This is a genomic window from Halosolutus amylolyticus (assembly GCF_023566055.1).
Classification (GTDB): Archaea; Halobacteriota; Halobacteria; order Halobacteriales; family Natrialbaceae; genus Halosolutus; species Halosolutus amylolyticus.
Genome location: NZ_JALIQP010000005.1, coordinates 41,010 through 55,561 on the forward strand (window position 1 = coordinate 41,010; position 14,552 = coordinate 55,561).

The window sequence follows — 14,552 nt, forward strand, 5'->3', positions numbered from 1 at the left end:
ACGCATAGCTCTTGGTTCGACTCTCAAACGACTCATCCGCGTCGTACACCGAATCGTGCGCCCTGGCACAGGATGTGCGAGGACCGAGAGAATGTGCGAGGAGGGAGTTTTTGCGGTACGGTTCCTGCGGTTCGCCCGGGAGGCGTCACTGGTGGTTCGGTTGGCAGTCACCCGATACTGGCCACACTGGCCGAATGGCCAATACATGGGCGGTAGCGAACGCGATCACGATGGACCTACCGGCGGGCAGGCGGTGGTCGTGGCACGTCCTCTGCCTTCGTCAGGGTCTTCGCGCCCCAGATTGCGGTAATTAGCACTGCGAGCAGCGCCCACTGGAGGTAGTAGACGGCGTCTGTAACCTCGATCGTTTCGGAGACGAAATTGACCCACCCGTGCAACAGGATGATGCCGAGGGTGCTGCGCGAGGTGTGGTTGTACACCCACGTGAAGGCGACCGAGAGTGGAACGATGCCAATCGTGAACAGCCAGAATCCTGGCGTGCCGAACCCGACTGTATCGTGCTGATACGTCCCGTCGATGAAAAACAGCGGGAGGTGCCAGACCGACCAGACGACCCCGAGAATCAGGCTGGCCCCCAGCGCGGACCAGGTCAGCTGGAGTCGGTCCAGTGCATACCCTCGCCACCCCAATTCTTCGAGGAGCGGTGGGAGCGTTGCAAAGAATAGTGCCGGGAGGATCGCAAGTGGATTGGCGTCAAATTCCCGTACCCCTTCGCCCCACGTTGCGCCTGGCCCACCCAGTAACGTATCTACTACTGCAGCGACGATCGTCACGGCCAGGGGGACCAGAAGAATTACCAGACCCCATCGGACGCCGATCCGGCGGACCTGTTTGATACGATCCCAGAAATCCGTTCGTCCTCGTTCATCGTAGACGAGGTACACGAACCCGATGCCGGCAATCCCGGGGCCGACGAGTCCCGCCAGTAACAACACGAGTCCTGCGGCGCTGGTAAAACTCACCCCGAGGGCGATGGCCGAGAGCCAGAAGAACCACGTTATGGCGAACGTCACGGCAAAGAACACCCACGGATTTCCGACAGCGAGGGCTGTGTTGCCGATCGATAGCTGTGCCGTCTCGGTCATACTGTGGTATCCCCGTTCGGCAGGGTACATCGTCGGTCAGCCACCGCGTCTCTGACCGTCGATCCCTCACCTGTCAGTACGCTTCGTGATGTGCCTTTCTCCTGAAACGTCCTTCGGAGGACAGGTTCTGTCGTTCTTCTCCGGGTCATTATTCTTGACTGCCCTGCTGGTAGTACGCGTAGGCCGCGTGAGTAAATAAGCAAATTTCACGATTCACAGGACGATCTGTAATCGTCTCGGTATTCGTCGCCCGTTTCGTGTTGGCAACGGACGTTCGATACTCACCCTTCCCGACTGCTCGTGTCGATCCGATGATCCCGACACCCCTCCAAACAGGGACCCGAGATATACGCCAGCCACTACCGCACATGTCTTTGCCCTCGTGGCCTTTCGATTCGTATCCTTCACCGAATCCGTACGCTACCTTCGCGACGGGAACGATCGTTGTACAGAGCGACAGGACCGCCGATATAGCTTCGTCACCTCCGATGCTACCAGTCCTGTCGAAACCGAGAATTGGTTTGATGCGAATAGCACGGGTGCAGGATCAGGGCAGGATCAATCTTCCGTTCTCCCGAACGCGATCGCTAGTCGGCACGCGTCCCTGGCAGCGACTCGGGAGTTCGTCACAGTGGATGGCCACACCGTCGTCCGTGGTTGCGGGTGACACAGGCGACGACCTACGACGTGAACACCGTTCTCTCGTACAATACGGGGATTCTAGTGAATCCGTATTCTGGTATTAGCTCTGACACCAAGGGTCGGTTTTGAGTGAACAAACGGTTATTGCGCTGGTGTGTGTACTACTAACATGGCATACGATGGCGTGATACCACGCACCGACGAACCGATAGACGACATCGCGTACCTCGCGCGGTCCGAACATCGCGTCCCGACGCTCGTCGCGCTGACTACCCGTCCCCGGAGTCGCTCCGAACTCTGTGAACTGACCGGGGTTTCGTCGTCCACGATGCGACGGACGTTGGGCGAATTCGAAGCCCGTTCCTGGATCCGAAAGGAGGGGTACCAGTACGTTGCGACGCGGCTAGGAGAGACGATCGCGTCCGGGATGGAGGACGTGATCGAACGGGTCGAAACCGAGCGGAAGTTGCGTGACGTCTGGCACTGGCTCCCGGCCGAGGTCAGCGAATTTCCGATCGAGACGTGGGCGGATATGACCGTCACTGTCGCCGAGCCCGATTTCCCGTATCGGCCGGTGGACCGCTTCGAGTCGCTTCTCCGGGAGACGAACGAGTTTCGATCGCTTCGACCCGAGGTCGCCCTGATGGATCCCTGTCTGGACGTTCTTTCTCAGCTGATCGACGACGGAGTCGGTATCACGCTGATCGATCGGCCGAGCTGTCATACGTACTTTTTATCGACGTACCCGGACCGTAGTTCGGAGATGCTGAAGCAGGACAATTTCACGGTTCTGGAGCACGACGAACTACCCCCGTACGGAATCGGCCTTCTCGATGACCGAGTCGCCATCAGCTGTTACGAGCAAGACAGCGGGACGGTCCGGGCGGTGATCGATACCGACGCACCGGCGGTTCGCGAGTGGGCGGAATCGGTCTATACGTCCTACCGATCCGATGCCCAGCCACTCGAACCCCACCGCATCGTAGAGTGACGATTTTGGCGACGGGAGTCTGTCTTCGGGTCCCTGTTCTCATCCATTCGCTGGAGTCTAACGACCAGCGGTGGCGTCCGTCACAAGCGTCCCGGATCGCAACTGGTGGTTCCGTTGCAGCGAGTGCACGACCGGTACCGTCTGCCACAATGGCACGAATTAGCTACTCGACCCTCGACGCCGTACTGTCCTGGCGGGAGGCGACACGAAGATGACTGACCACAAGCAACTCACACACGGTATCGACCCCGAAACATTCGACGCGTTCGCCGAACACGCGGCCGACAATCCCGAAGAAGTCCAACTCGGTCTCGGGGCGACCGCGACCTACGAGGGGACGTGCGCCCACAGCCTGGCGAAAATCGATAGCTACGAACTCGGTGACGAAACGATCGCTCGCGAGACGCGCGAGTACACCCTTCCGTACGGCGGCTGGCAGGAGGTGCTGGAGGCCGGCGGCTGGGTGGGTGCGACCGATCGGATAGAGCCGATCGAAGCCGCACTCTCCGCGCTGGCCGCCTGCATCAACGTCGGTATCAGTATCAATGCCGTCGCAAACGGCGTCGATATCGAGCGACTCCAGACACGCGTTCGGACCGACTTCGATCCGGCCGTGCTCTTTAGCCTGGCGGAACTCAAGGAGGCCGATTCTGTTTTCGAGAATCTGACCGCCGACATCGAGATCGACGGCGCGGGACTCGACGACGATCTGGCCGACGAGTGGGCACGACGAGCGCCCGTCTACACGCTCGTCTCCCTCGCGCAGGACGTCCAGTTGACGATCAATACCCCCGCCCAGGTGGCGGGCGACGACTAGCCGGTCCTCCTCTCACGAATCCGACCGGTAATCCCGGTCGGATATTCTGTCCGTTTGCTGATGAGTCCTCGGCACTCTCTTCGCCTCCGGAACCGTTCACTCGCGACACCCATGGGTTCTGGCTACGGTGGCGACTCACGATTTGCCAGCCGTACAGAGAAACCGATCTGGTCGTACATCAACGCGTGGGGGCTGGAAACTCACGTATCGTGGTCGTCGACGATCGACGACACCGGATCGGGGAGCACCAGTCCGCCCCGGGTCCGGCCTGAGGTCGCAATAGTTGCAGGTTATATTAGGCGCCGGCTAATATTACTGTAATATAGAAAACATTATTCGGGTTCGTCGGCGTCGTTCTATCATGGACGCAGACGATCGGACGTTCGAGACGCTCGCCGTCACCGCCGGCGAGGAACCGTTCCGAACCGGAAGCGAGGCGGGCGACGCCGTCTCGCCGCTCCATCTCGCCTCGACCTTCGCGCTCCCGGGACTCGACACCGAGATGAGCCTCGAAGACGTCGATCCCGACGCGGGGGAGTTCGTCTACTCGCGGCTCTCGAACCCGACCCGGCACGCCCTCGAGACGCGACTGGCCGCGCTCGAGGGCGGCGAGTACGCGATGGCGTTCTCGTCGGGGACCGCGGCGATCTTTACGGCGATTCTCTCGGTCGTCGAACCCGGCGATCACCTCGTTGCCTTCGACGACCTCTACGCCGGCACGCGGCGGATGCTCGAGGACGTCTTCGCGGCGCGTCTGGACGTCGACGTGACGTTCGTGGACGCGACCGACACCGCGGCGGTCGAACGGGCGGTCACCGACGAGACGGCGTTCGTCTGGATGGAGACGCCGACGAACCCCCGACTCGACCTCTGTGACGTCGCGGCGATCGCCGAAATCGCCGATCGCGCGGACGCGACGTTCGGCGTCGACAACACGTTCGCGAGTTCGTACTTCCAGCGCCCGCTCGAACTGGGCGCGGACGTCGTCGCCCACAGCACGACGAAGTACCTCAACGGTCACTCGGACTCGGTCGGCGGGGCGGTCGTCACCAGCGACGACGCGCTCGCCGACGAGTTGCAGTTCCTCCAGCAGGTCGGCGTCGGCGATATGCTCGCGCCGTTCGACAGCTACCTCGTGCTCCGCGGGCTGAAGACACTCCACATGCGGATGCGCCAGCACGAACGCAACGCCACGGCGATCGCGGAGTTCCTCGAGGGCCACGAGAAGGTCTCGGACGTCTACTACCCCGGTCTCGAGAGCCACCCACAGCACGACCTCGCCCGCGAGCAGATGGACGGCTTCGGCGGGATTCTCTCGTTCGAACTCGAGGGGGACATCGACGACGCCGCGGCGTTCCTGGAGGCGCTCGAGGAGTTCACCCTCGCGGTGTCGGTCGGCGGCGTCGAGAGCCTGATCGAACTCCCGGCCGGGATGACCCACGAACCGCTCCCGAAGGCGGAACGCGAGGAACTGGGGATCACCGATACGCTGGTTCGCGTCTCCGCCGGCGTCGAGGGAACCGCCGATCTGCTCGCCGACCTCGAACGCGGGTTCGACGCGATCGAGCAACGTTCGGCGGCGGTCGCGGACGACGATTAAGCCCGTCGATCCGGCGCGAATTCCTGACAGCGAGAGCGAATTCTCGGTCGCGGGGAACGAGAGTGCGACTATATGCTCGTTCTCGACGTACCTGTCAGTATGGCCACGTCAACGACCGAACGCCGTCTTCCGACCAGTCAGTTCCTCCTCGGAGCGATCGTCATCCTGGTCGGCGTATTGCTCCTGCTCGAGACGACCGGCATTTCGCCGACGCGAAACGCCCTGCTGTACGTCCCGTCACTGTTCGTCCTCGTCGGCGTCTGGGCGCTCGTCCAGAGCCGGTTCCGGAACCTCGTCGGCCCGGTCGTCCTGATCGCGGTCGCCGGAGCGTGGCAGCTGGTCGCGATTGATTACGCGACCGTCGACCAGGTCGTCGTCTTCTGGCCGGTCCTCGTGATCGCGTTCGGACTCTCGATCGTCCTAGGCCAGTTCCGATCGCGCGTCCGCGCCACCGACGACGCCTTCACGTCCGCGTTCGCCGCGTTCGGCGGCGTCGAAAAGCGCAACACCTCGTCGGCGTTCACCGGGGCCGATCTCACCGCCGTGTTTGGTGGCACCGAACTCGACCTCCGCGACGCCGACCTCGCGGAGCGCCCGGCACGGGTCAACGCCGTCGCCATGTTCGGCGGGGTCGACGTCGTCGTTCCCCGGGAGTGGAACGTCCAGCTGGACGTCCTGCCCGTGCTGGGCGGTGCCTCCGACGACCGGCCGCGACGCGAGGACCACCACGATGGGATCGATCTCGTCGTGACCGGCTTCGCCGCCTTCGGCGGCGTCACCGTGACGGACTGAGACAGCCGATCTCGCTCCGCGGTGGGACCGGGGACGATCCACCGACCTATCGTTCGTGAACCCGGACGCGAACCGGCTCGGCGGGTCGTAACGTCGCCCCGGCCGCGAATTCCGGATCGGAATCGCTCAGGAGTTCGAACTCGAACCGCCGTGCGAGCGTCGCGACGACGAGTTGCAGTTCGAGCGTGGCAAAGCGCATCCCGATACAGTGGCGCGGGCCGCCGCCGAACGGGAAGTAGGCGTACTCCGGCCGATCGGCCGCGCGCTCGTCGGTCCACCGATCGGGCCTGAATGCCTCGGGGTCGTCGTAGAACCGATCGTCGGTGTGGACGTGAAATTGCGGGAACGTCAGGATGGTCCCCTCGGGAACGCGGTAGCCGTCGAAAACGGCGTCCTCAGTGGCCCGCCGGAAGAGGATGAATACGGGCGGGTACAGGCGTAGCGCCTCCCTGATCACTCGCTCCGTGCGTTCCAGTTGCGACACGTGCTCGATCCCCGGCGTCTCGCCGTCCAGCACGTCGTCCAGTTCGGCGCGCAGGTCGGCCGCGACGTCGTCGTGCGTGGCGAGGAGCATGATCGTGTAAGTGAGTCCGAGCGCCGTCGTCTCGTGGCCCGCGAACATGAACGTCAGCAGGTTGTCGCGGATCTCCGCCTCCGAGAGTTCGTACCCGTCCGGCCCCGTCGCCGTGAGCAGGAGCGACAGCAGGTCGTCGGCGTCTCGATCGCTCGATCGACGCCGTTCGATCAGTTCGCCGAGCACCGCGTCGACGTCGCGCATCGCCCGGTTGTACCGACGATTGCCGGGCGTCGGCACCCAGTCGGGGACGAACATCGTGAGGTTTCGCTCCGGCCCGGTGCGCTCGTTGATCGCCCTCGCCGCGCGGGGGATCGCTCCGTCGGCCGCCGTCGGATCGAGTTCCAGGTCGAATAGCGTCTTCGAGAGGATCGCCAGCGTGAGTTCCGAGAACGCCTCGTCGAGCGCGAGCGTCTGCCCGTCGGACCACTCGTCGGCGACCCGATCGGCGTAGCCGGCCATCGCGTCGGCGTACGATCGAATCCGGTCCGTCGTGAACATCGGCTGCATGAGTTGGCGCTGCCCCTGCCACTGCTCGCGATCGCTGGAGAGGAGTCCCTCCGGCGCGAAGTCCAGTCCGACGTCCGCGAACTCCCACCGCTCGAACCGCCACGGTTCCTCGACGAGGACGCGCTCGACGTGTTCGGGTGTGAGTAGTGCGGTGAACGATCGGCCGGCGACCTCGTAGCGGACGACGTCGCCGTACTCCGCGATCGTCTCGTAGAAGTCGAACGGATCGCGGACCACCGGAATCGTGTTCCCAACGATCGGATAGCCGTCCGGGCCCGGCGGCAGGGGTGCGTCGTCGATCGCGGGTTCGCCGTCCGCGGACTCGGCGTGGCGATCGTCGGCCGAATGGCGTGCTACCATACCGGGGAGTTGCGGCCCCGTCCGAATCGGGATTCTGTCGAAGTTCCTAGCTAGTTTTTATGAACCGCGGATCTAACGTGACAGCAGTGTGAAGTACCTCGACGCGCGCTTACGTCAACCGGACCGGATGCTACACCCGATGCAGCGGTTCGTCCGGGACGAGAACGTCGTCCGGTACGAGGAACTGCGTGCCTGGGACGTTCGCACCGGATCGAACGTAGAGTACGCGCTGTACTACGTCGAACTGGCGGGAGACCGCGATCGGTATCGGGCGGCGATCGATCGCGTCGACTCGATCGTCGAGTACGAACTCGCGCCGATCGACGACGACGCGCTCCACGTCTGGGTCTGCGAGGAGAGCCGACCCGAGATCCAGGCGTGGCGGGCCGCGTTCGAGGATCGGCACCTGATCGTCGTCCCGCCGATCCGGTACGACGCCGACGCCGCGCTGGGGCTGACGATCGTCGGCGACGGCGGTGACATCCAGGCCGTCCTCGCCGACCTCCCCGACGCGATCGACGTGACGATCAACGAGATCGGCACCTACGATCGCCGCGGGGGCACGATCGCGGGTGCCCTCACCGAGCGGCAACTCGACGCGGTCGAGACGGCGCTCGCGATCGGCTACTACGCGGTGCCGCGGGAGGCGTCGCTCGCCGACGTCGCCGACGCGCTCGACTGCGCCGAGAGCACCGCTTCGGTCCTGCTCCGGCGGGCCGAGCGGGAACTGTTCACCCGCGTGCTCGATCGGTACGGCGGCGCGATCGGCCGGGATCGGGGCACGGGTCGGTCAGCCCCGGAGCGATAGGTCGGCGGTACTGTGGCGGCCGAGCGGCGGCGGTGTGTCGCGAGTCCTCGTCTATCCCCCGGTTAGCTACGGGCCGCGGCGTCCACGATGCCGGCGGTCTGTCCGAGTCCGACGAGCGCGAATCCCGCCAGGGCGATCGGGTCGCCGACGCCGGCCAGCCACCAGGCGAGGTAACACCCGGCACCGAGCGTCGACGACAGCGCGGCCCCGGCGTAGCGCACCCGTGCGGCGGGGAGTTCGCGAGCGGTGTACGCCAGCCCGGCGGCCGGGAGGAGCATCCACCCGACGAGACTGACGGCGAGCGCCGGTTCGGCGGATTCGAGAAAGCCGACGATCCCGGTCAGCGTGACTCCGAACCCGACGACCATGACGGCCCGCCAGCCGGCCAGTGCCCCCGTGGTCATCGCCGACCAGCCGGTGACGACGAAGCCCGCGATGAAGACGGCCATCACCAGGTGAGCGACGAAGATCGCATCGTCGCCGACGAGGTCCAGGTGCGCGCCGGTGACGACGACCCAGGCGAGCGGTACGAGGAGGACCGGCCCCCGCTCGCGAATTCGACGGAGCATTACCGATCGATACAGGGGAGTGACACAAGAGCGTGGCTGTTCGATCCAGCAGGAGATGGGGACCGTCGTTCGGTGCCGGAGGAGCGAGGAGCTACCACTAAGGCGTGCTATCTGGTACTATTGGTCGTGATGTTCGGCTATCACCGTTCCGTCGACCGACGTCACAGGATCGTTCGTCGGAATCGCGTACCGTCCGCCCACGATCAGCGCTACGGGGATCGGAGGTGACGACGATGGCGACCGACTCCCGCACGGCGGCACGCGACAGCGGCCCGGCGGCGCGCCGTCCGATGTCGATCGAGGAGATCCGCGACTCGTACGCGGAGTGTGCCGACTGGGCCGCCCGGTTCGACTGGCTCGAACGGCGGCTCACCGGTCGGTACCGCCGCGAACTATTCCAGGGGGCGGAGGGACGCGTCCTCGACGTCGCCTGCGGCACGGGACCGAACTTCGAGTACCTGCCGCAGACGGTCGATCTCGTCGGGATCGACGTCAGCCCGGAGATGCTCGGGAAAGCACGGGACCGACTCGATCGACTCGCGATCGACGGGACGCTCCGGGAGATGGACGCGCAGGACCTCGCGTTCGACGACGACAGTTTCGACACCGTCATCTCGTCGCTGTCGACCTGTACGTTTCCCGACCCCGTGGCCGCACTCGAGGAGATGGACCGGGTCTGCCGGCCCGGCGGGCGAATCCTCCTGTTCGAACACGGGCGGAGCGACGTCGGCCCGATCGCGCGGTTCCAGGACTGGCGGGCCGACGCTCACTACGCGCAGGCGGGGTGTCGATGGAATCAGGACCCGCTGGAACTACTCGTGGCGGCCGATCTGCCGGTTCGAGAGGTCCGCAACCGGGCGCTCGGGATCGTCACGCTCGTCGAGGCCCGGCCGTCGCGCGACTCGCTGCTCGACGCCGTCCGGGCGCACGTCATAGAAGGGTAGGGCGCGCGTCGTCACGGTCCCGACCGATGGCCGGGCCCGGCCGTTCAGAGTCGGCCGAGTCGTATCTCGTCGTCCGTGATCCGATCGACGCTGTCGGTATCGAGTGCGTATGTCTCCTGGTCGGCCTCGCCCCAGCCGAGTTTGGACTTGATCGTGTCCGTCATCCCCGGGTCGGGTTTGACGTGGGCCGTTCCGCGTTCGACCTCGTGGACGACGCCGATTTCGTCTCCCTGTGCGTTGACGACTCGTTTCCCCTCGTCGTCGGCTGTGATGTTTGCGCTCACAGGGACGTCTTGCCGCCCCATCGAGTAATAGCCGCCGCCGGCTACTGCAGGGGCCGATCGGACACCCGATCGCCCCGCGCTCACTCGAGGACGTCCCTGACGACGGCCAGTTCGTGGCTCTCGTCGATCCGGTCGACGGCCCAGTCGTCGGTGACGGCCACGGTCTCTCCGAGCACGTCCCGGATCGCGGGCCAGCGATCGTCGAGGCGTCCCTTCCGCTTCGCGTACCGTTCGACGTAGAAGGCGTCGAACAGCGTCTCGACCATCGACGTGTCGGGTCCGCGCCGATCGAGGGCGCTCGTCCAGCGATCGCGGAGGTCCTCGCGATCGAGGTAACACGCGGCGACGAGCGCCTCCAGCGCCCGTTCGAGGTCGTCGGCCACGTCGTCGAGAGCCTGGTCCCGATCGTCTCCGTCGACGGGAACGGCCTCGAAGCGCTGTGCGGCTCCACCGGCGGTCGCGTCGATCGCGCCACGCTCCCGATCGACCGCCAGTTGCCGCGCGAGCGTCAGCGCCCAGGCGAGGCGGGCGACCGCGGCCTCGGTCTCGCGGCCGGGATCGGGGATCGGGATCGGGCACGAGTACTGGCCGTCGAGCACCCTGGCGGTCTCGGTCGTCTCCGAGAAGATCGTCTTCTGGAGGCAGAACGATGCGAGCGGGTGATTACAGGCGGCGTAGACGAACGCGATCTCGCGCCCCTCTCGATCGGTCAGCGGGACGTTCACCAGCTTTTCCGTCCCCACGAGCGCGCCGATCGGGTCGAGCCACGCCCGGAGGCGCGACCCCCGCAGTACCTTCAGCATCACCCGCGGGACGGCGTAGCGCTCGATCGCGTCCGCGTACTCGCTCAGGTCCGCGTATCGCAGCCTCTGCAGGTGGTACGGCCCGACCCACGGGACCTTCTCGACGTAGGGGTCGGAACCCGTCTCCAGGGTCGCCTTTTCGTCGTCCGGGACGTATAGCTGGCGCGTCGTTTCCTCGCTCGTCATCACCTCGCCAAGTCGTCGATCGGCGGCGAGGATTCGATCGAGCACCGCGCGCTGGTCGTCGGTGATCGGCCGGAAGACGATCGTCCCCGTCTCCGTCACGTACCGCCGCGGGACCCGGCCGAGGGAGATCGGCTCGTTCGCCGTCGGCTGACGAGGATCACGGCTCCGGTGGATCGTCGGCCCGATCGATCGCCCGCGATCGGCGCGATCGCGCTCCGCGACGTCGCCGTCGGCACGAGTCGCGACGAGCGCGATCGTCTCGAGGGTCACGCCGGCGAACCCGAGTCCGACGTCGAGGACGTGCTCGAGCGTCGTCTCCGCGAGGAGCCGTTCGCGGACGTCGCTCCAGGACCCGTAGAACGCGAGGCTCTTGGGGACGACGGCCGCGACGGTCCCGTTCTCGCCCGCGAGTTCGAGCATCCGTTCGACGAACCACTCGCACGTGTCGCTCGCCCCCTGGCACGCGTAGGCTCCGCTGTGCTTCACCAGCGGCTCGGCTTCGGGCTCGAGTTCGGCACCGTACGGCGGATTGGAGACGACGACGTCGAAACCGCTGGACTCGAAGACCGCGGGGAACTCCAGGGGCCAGTGGCAGGCGTCGAGCCCGTCCGGGGCGAAATCCACGCCCGCGTACTCGCGTTCGACGACGATCGACCACGCGTCCCGATCGCCGACCCGATCGTCCAGGAGGGCGAACAGGTCGACGATGTCGTCCGGTTCGAGTTCCGGCTCCGCGAACGGCCGTTCGAGACGCGCCCGGTACGTGTAGGTCGTGAACCCGACCGCGTTCAGGGCCGCGTCGAGGTCGCCCGGAATCCCCGCGGGGACCTCGACGCAGAGGGTCGTCGTGGCGGCCGTCCCGGTCCGGAGACTATCCCATGCCGCACGGGCGGTGTCGACGTGATCCTCGAACCGCAGCGGCGATCCCGTCTCCGGGTCGCGCCGGGACTCTGCGTACCGTTCGTCCAGTTCGGCCCGCACTGCGTCGTATCGCTCCGCCAGCGTCCGGCGACTCGGCCCCTCCCCGTCGGGCGCCGTTTCGGTGTCTCCGTCGGGCACCGGTTCAGTGACGGCCCCGGGATCGGTGATCCCGAGCAGGCTGTTCCCGGATCGAATCCCGATCTCGCGCGTCGACAGCGGCGGAGGCGTCGATCGGTCCGCGAGCGGCGTCGCGGCGAGCACCCAGCACCGGAGTCGGCGCCTGCAGCGGGCCGCGACGTCGCCGCGCAGGTCGACGCCGAAGACGGTGTCGGCGACGATCTCGCGCCGGAGCGTGGCCGCGTCAGCGGCCGGGCGACACATCGATCGCCACTCGAAGAGGACGTTCGCGGCGGCGAGGACGAACGAGCCGCTACCGACGGCCGGATCACAGACCGTCAGGTCGCGGAGCCTCGCGTCCACGTAGGCGAGGACGTCCTCGTCGTCCCCGTGGACCTCGTAGAGGGCGTCGAACCCGTCCCGCTGTGCGGCCTCGATCTCCGGCCGCCGATCGTGCGTCGGCCGGTACAGCGGCGTCGACTCGAGGGTCTCCGGTGCCGTCCCCGCCGCGAGGTCCTCGTCGATCGCCACCCGGAGCGCCCCCCAGCAGGCGCGTCGCGCCACGAAGTCGGCGATCCGATCGTCGGTGTAGTACGCGCCCAGTTCGTCGGTTCCATCGGTTTGGGTTCCCGCGCGGGCCGCGTCGGACTCGTTCGGCCGATCGGCGTCGCGACCCCGGCCGGCGAATCGCTCGCCGCAGTCGCCGAGCACCGCGGGCGTGACCGTCCCCGTTACGGGCCGATCGGGTTCGGGGAGGGACACGTGGCCGGCGGCCCAGGGGCCGTCGCTCAGTCGCCAGTCGTAGGGTTCGAGGCGATCGAGCAGGCCGTCCCAGTCGAAGCCGTCGACGCGGACGGTCGACTCGCCGGCGCCGGGTCCACGGCCCGCCGATCGGCCGTCGTCGCGGCCGAGAAACGGCACGCGGAGCCGACACGACTCGGTTACCTGCAGGTGCTCCCGATCGGGGGCGTGAAGCGTCTCGACGATCGCCCGCAGGGCCGCCGGGACGTCGTCGCGCTCGCGGACGATCGTTCGCAGGACCGGGCCCGGTCCCTCCGGGGCGGGAGCGCCGTCGTCGTCGACCGGCACGACGACGCCGCCAGCCACGAGAACGTAACAGTACAGCAGTCGATCGAGCAGGCGCTGGGCCGCGAGCCGCCGTTCCCGTTCCGTGGCGTCGTCGATCGTCAGCGCCCGCGCGAGTCGTGTTCGTTCCACGTGGAGATCGCCGGCGACTCGATCGACGACGTCGCTTCGATCGAACAGCGCGGCGACGTCCTCCGCGGCGCGGTCGAGTCGGTCCCGTCGGGACGGCGGGTCGGCCGCCGGATCGTACTCGAACTGGGCGGGACGCCCGGCGGTCCGAATCACCCGGACGCGATCGGTCGCCGGGTCGAAAAACCAGCAGTACTGGAGCCGCGTTCGGCGAGCCACGCCCCGCGCGATACGGGCGGGCGTCTCCCGCGGGAGTGCGGTCAGCGGGGCCTCGAAGTAGCCGAGACGAACTGGGCCGTCGACGCTCGCGGTGTACCTGACGCTGTGGCCCGCGGCGTACGTCGTCTCCCGTTCGCACGGCTCTGTGAGGTAGCCGGCAGCCTCGAGGAGCCCGTCCCCGTACGCGGCCCCGTCCCGGTCCGAGTCGGCGGCTGCCCTCCCTCGATCACCGCTCGCCGGCGTCGTGTCGAGCCGCGACGGCAGCGCGTCAGGGATGTCTCGCCCGTCGGAACCCATGCGACGCTCTCTCCGACGCCACGTTCCCTAATCGTTTGTCCCCGTCGGCCGAGGTCGGACGGATCGATCGGCGCGAGGGGTTCGGGACGGCGAGAACCCCGTCAACTCACGTACAGCGAGTACGCGATCACCAGGAAGCCGGCGAGCATCAGGAGACTCTCGAACAGGATCCCGAGGTACAGCGAGATGTTCAGCAGTTCGTACACCACGCCGGCGAGGACGAACCCCAGGGTGACGAGCCCGAATCCGGCAGCGAGAAACCCGAGCGCCTGCTGTCCCGTCCGGCGGTAGGCCTTGTACGCGAAGAACGTGATGGCGCCGCCGACGAGCAACACGAGCGTCTTGACGACCGCGAGGGCGACCGCCATCGTCAGTTCGCTGCCGTGCAGGCTCATCTCTTCGTACGTTCGAGATGAGAGACCGGGGTCAAGTAGTTTGCCGTTTCGACGGCTGACTCCGGAACCCGGCCCAAATCTTGCGCCAGTAGTCGCGGCCTGGCGAAGCTTTTCGGTCTCGCGGGCCCGACCACACGCCATGACCCGACTGGTCGAACTCGACGCGACCGGGCCGCGAAAACTCTCCCCCGAGGATCTCGACGACGAGAAGGGCGACGTCGCGGTCTGCCAGTGCGGACTCTCCGATTCGTTCCCGTTCTGTGACGGCAGCCACCGGCGGACGGCCGACGAGGACGCCGACGAAACGTACGTCTACGAGAACGGGGAGCGGCGGGTGGTCGATCGCGTCGTCACCGACGACGAGTCCGAATAACGACGGTCCCGGGAGCCGATCCCGATCGT

General features: G+C 66.5%; 13 protein-coding genes. 7 read left to right on the top strand and 6 right to left on the bottom strand.

Annotated features, from left to right (window positions below; all coding sequences use genetic code 11):
• Window positions 1–236 precede the first annotated feature (236 nt).
• The gene (locus MUN73_RS18180) at window positions 237–1,106 is read right to left on the bottom strand and encodes a CPBP family intramembrane glutamic endopeptidase (RefSeq protein ID WP_250141926.1); all 870 of its coding nucleotides are present in this window, start codon (window positions 1,104–1,106) and stop codon (window positions 237–239) included.
• 811 nt (window positions 1,107–1,917) lie between these two features.
• Here MUN73_RS18180 and MUN73_RS18185 point away from each other — a divergent pair.
• The 4 genes from MUN73_RS18185 to MUN73_RS18200 all read left to right on the top strand — a co-directional run bounded on the left by MUN73_RS18185 (window position 1,918) and on the right by MUN73_RS18200 (window position 5,948).
• Window positions 1,918–2,739 carry a helix-turn-helix transcriptional regulator gene (locus tag MUN73_RS18185; protein WP_250141927.1) on the top strand — a complete coding sequence of 274 codons (822 nt, stop codon included), beginning with the start codon at window positions 1,918–1,920 and terminating at the stop codon, window positions 2,737–2,739.
• 211 nt (window positions 2,740–2,950) lie between these two features.
• Window positions 2,951–3,556, top strand: coding sequence for an OsmC family protein (locus MUN73_RS18190; RefSeq protein WP_250141928.1), 606 nt, complete (start codon window positions 2,951–2,953; stop codon window positions 3,554–3,556).
• 361 nt (window positions 3,557–3,917) lie between these two features.
• A complete protein-coding gene (locus tag MUN73_RS18195; RefSeq protein ID WP_250141929.1) occupies window positions 3,918–5,156 on the top strand; it encodes a trans-sulfuration enzyme family protein in 1,239 nt (412 codons plus the stop codon).
• A 99-nt stretch (window positions 5,157–5,255) separates the two neighbouring features.
• Window positions 5,256–5,948, top strand: coding sequence for a LiaF transmembrane domain-containing protein (locus MUN73_RS18200; RefSeq protein WP_250141930.1), 693 nt, complete (start codon window positions 5,256–5,258; stop codon window positions 5,946–5,948).
• Window positions 5,949–5,994: 46 nt separating this feature from the next.
• Here MUN73_RS18200 and MUN73_RS18205 read toward each other — a convergent pair whose 3' ends face one another.
• Window positions 5,995–7,392, bottom strand: a complete 1,398-nt coding sequence (locus MUN73_RS18205) for a cytochrome P450 (RefSeq protein ID WP_250141931.1) — start codon at window positions 7,390–7,392, stop codon at window positions 5,995–5,997.
• 139 nt (window positions 7,393–7,531) lie between these two features.
• Between MUN73_RS18205 and MUN73_RS18210 the strand changes: the two genes are divergently transcribed.
• On the top strand, window positions 7,532–8,200 hold the full coding sequence (locus tag MUN73_RS18210; protein ID WP_250141932.1) for a helix-turn-helix domain-containing protein: 669 nt from the start codon (window positions 7,532–7,534) through the stop codon (window positions 8,198–8,200).
• Between the two features lie 62 nt (window positions 8,201–8,262).
• Here MUN73_RS18210 and MUN73_RS18215 read toward each other — a convergent pair whose 3' ends face one another.
• Complete coding sequence (locus MUN73_RS18215; RefSeq protein WP_250141933.1) at window positions 8,263–8,769, bottom strand: hypothetical protein; 507 nt, start codon at window positions 8,767–8,769, stop codon at window positions 8,263–8,265.
• A gap of 233 nt (window positions 8,770–9,002) precedes the next feature.
• Between MUN73_RS18215 and MUN73_RS18220 the strand changes: the two genes are divergently transcribed.
• The gene (locus MUN73_RS18220) at window positions 9,003–9,713 is read left to right on the top strand and encodes a class I SAM-dependent methyltransferase (RefSeq protein ID WP_250141934.1); all 711 of its coding nucleotides are present in this window, start codon (window positions 9,003–9,005) and stop codon (window positions 9,711–9,713) included.
• A 44-nt stretch (window positions 9,714–9,757) separates the two neighbouring features.
• Here MUN73_RS18220 and MUN73_RS18225 read toward each other — a convergent pair whose 3' ends face one another.
• From MUN73_RS18225 to MUN73_RS18235, 3 genes are all read right to left on the bottom strand, one after another.
• Window positions 9,758–9,997: a PRC-barrel domain containing protein gene (locus tag MUN73_RS18225; RefSeq protein WP_250141935.1), complete on the bottom strand. Its 240-nt coding sequence runs from the start codon at window positions 9,995–9,997 to the stop codon at window positions 9,758–9,760.
• Window positions 9,998–10,077: 80 nt separating this feature from the next.
• The gene (locus MUN73_RS18230; RefSeq protein WP_250141936.1) at window positions 10,078–13,755 is read right to left on the bottom strand and encodes an Eco57I restriction-modification methylase domain-containing protein; all 3,678 of its coding nucleotides are present in this window, start codon (window positions 13,753–13,755) and stop codon (window positions 10,078–10,080) included.
• 101 nt (window positions 13,756–13,856) lie between these two features.
• Window positions 13,857–14,150 carry a DUF7521 family protein gene (locus MUN73_RS18235; protein ID WP_250141937.1) on the bottom strand — a complete coding sequence of 98 codons (294 nt, stop codon included), beginning with the start codon at window positions 14,148–14,150 and terminating at the stop codon, window positions 13,857–13,859.
• Between the two features lie 139 nt (window positions 14,151–14,289).
• On the opposite strand from MUN73_RS18235, the gene MUN73_RS18240 reads away from it, so the two are divergent.
• Entirely contained in the window at window positions 14,290–14,523 is a 234-nt protein-coding gene (locus tag MUN73_RS18240) for a CDGSH iron-sulfur domain-containing protein (protein WP_250141938.1), read from the top strand.
• Window positions 14,524–14,552 lie beyond the last annotated feature (29 nt).

Coding starts and splice junctions, on each gene's coding strand:
- MUN73_RS18180 (WP_250141926.1), bottom strand. CDS start 1,106: ATGACCGAGACGGCACAGCTATCGATCGGCAACACAGCCCTCGCTGTC.
- MUN73_RS18185 (WP_250141927.1), top strand. CDS start 1,918: ATGGCATACGATGGCGTGATACCACGCACCGACGAACCGATAGACGAC.
- MUN73_RS18190 (WP_250141928.1), top strand. CDS start 2,951: ATGACTGACCACAAGCAACTCACACACGGTATCGACCCCGAAACATTC.
- MUN73_RS18195 (WP_250141929.1), top strand. CDS start 3,918: ATGGACGCAGACGATCGGACGTTCGAGACGCTCGCCGTCACCGCCGGC.
- MUN73_RS18200 (WP_250141930.1), top strand. CDS start 5,256: ATGGCCACGTCAACGACCGAACGCCGTCTTCCGACCAGTCAGTTCCTC.
- MUN73_RS18205 (WP_250141931.1), bottom strand. CDS start 7,392: ATGGTAGCACGCCATTCGGCCGACGATCGCCACGCCGAGTCCGCGGAC.
- MUN73_RS18210 (WP_250141932.1), top strand. CDS start 7,532: ATGCAGCGGTTCGTCCGGGACGAGAACGTCGTCCGGTACGAGGAACTG.
- MUN73_RS18215 (WP_250141933.1), bottom strand. CDS start 8,769: ATGCTCCGTCGAATTCGCGAGCGGGGGCCGGTCCTCCTCGTACCGCTC.
- MUN73_RS18220 (WP_250141934.1), top strand. CDS start 9,003: ATGGCGACCGACTCCCGCACGGCGGCACGCGACAGCGGCCCGGCGGCG.
- MUN73_RS18230 (WP_250141936.1), bottom strand. CDS start 13,755: ATGGGTTCCGACGGGCGAGACATCCCTGACGCGCTGCCGTCGCGGCTC.
- MUN73_RS18235 (WP_250141937.1), bottom strand. CDS start 14,150: ATGAGCCTGCACGGCAGCGAACTGACGATGGCGGTCGCCCTCGCGGTC.
- MUN73_RS18240 (WP_250141938.1), top strand. CDS start 14,290: ATGACCCGACTGGTCGAACTCGACGCGACCGGGCCGCGAAAACTCTCC.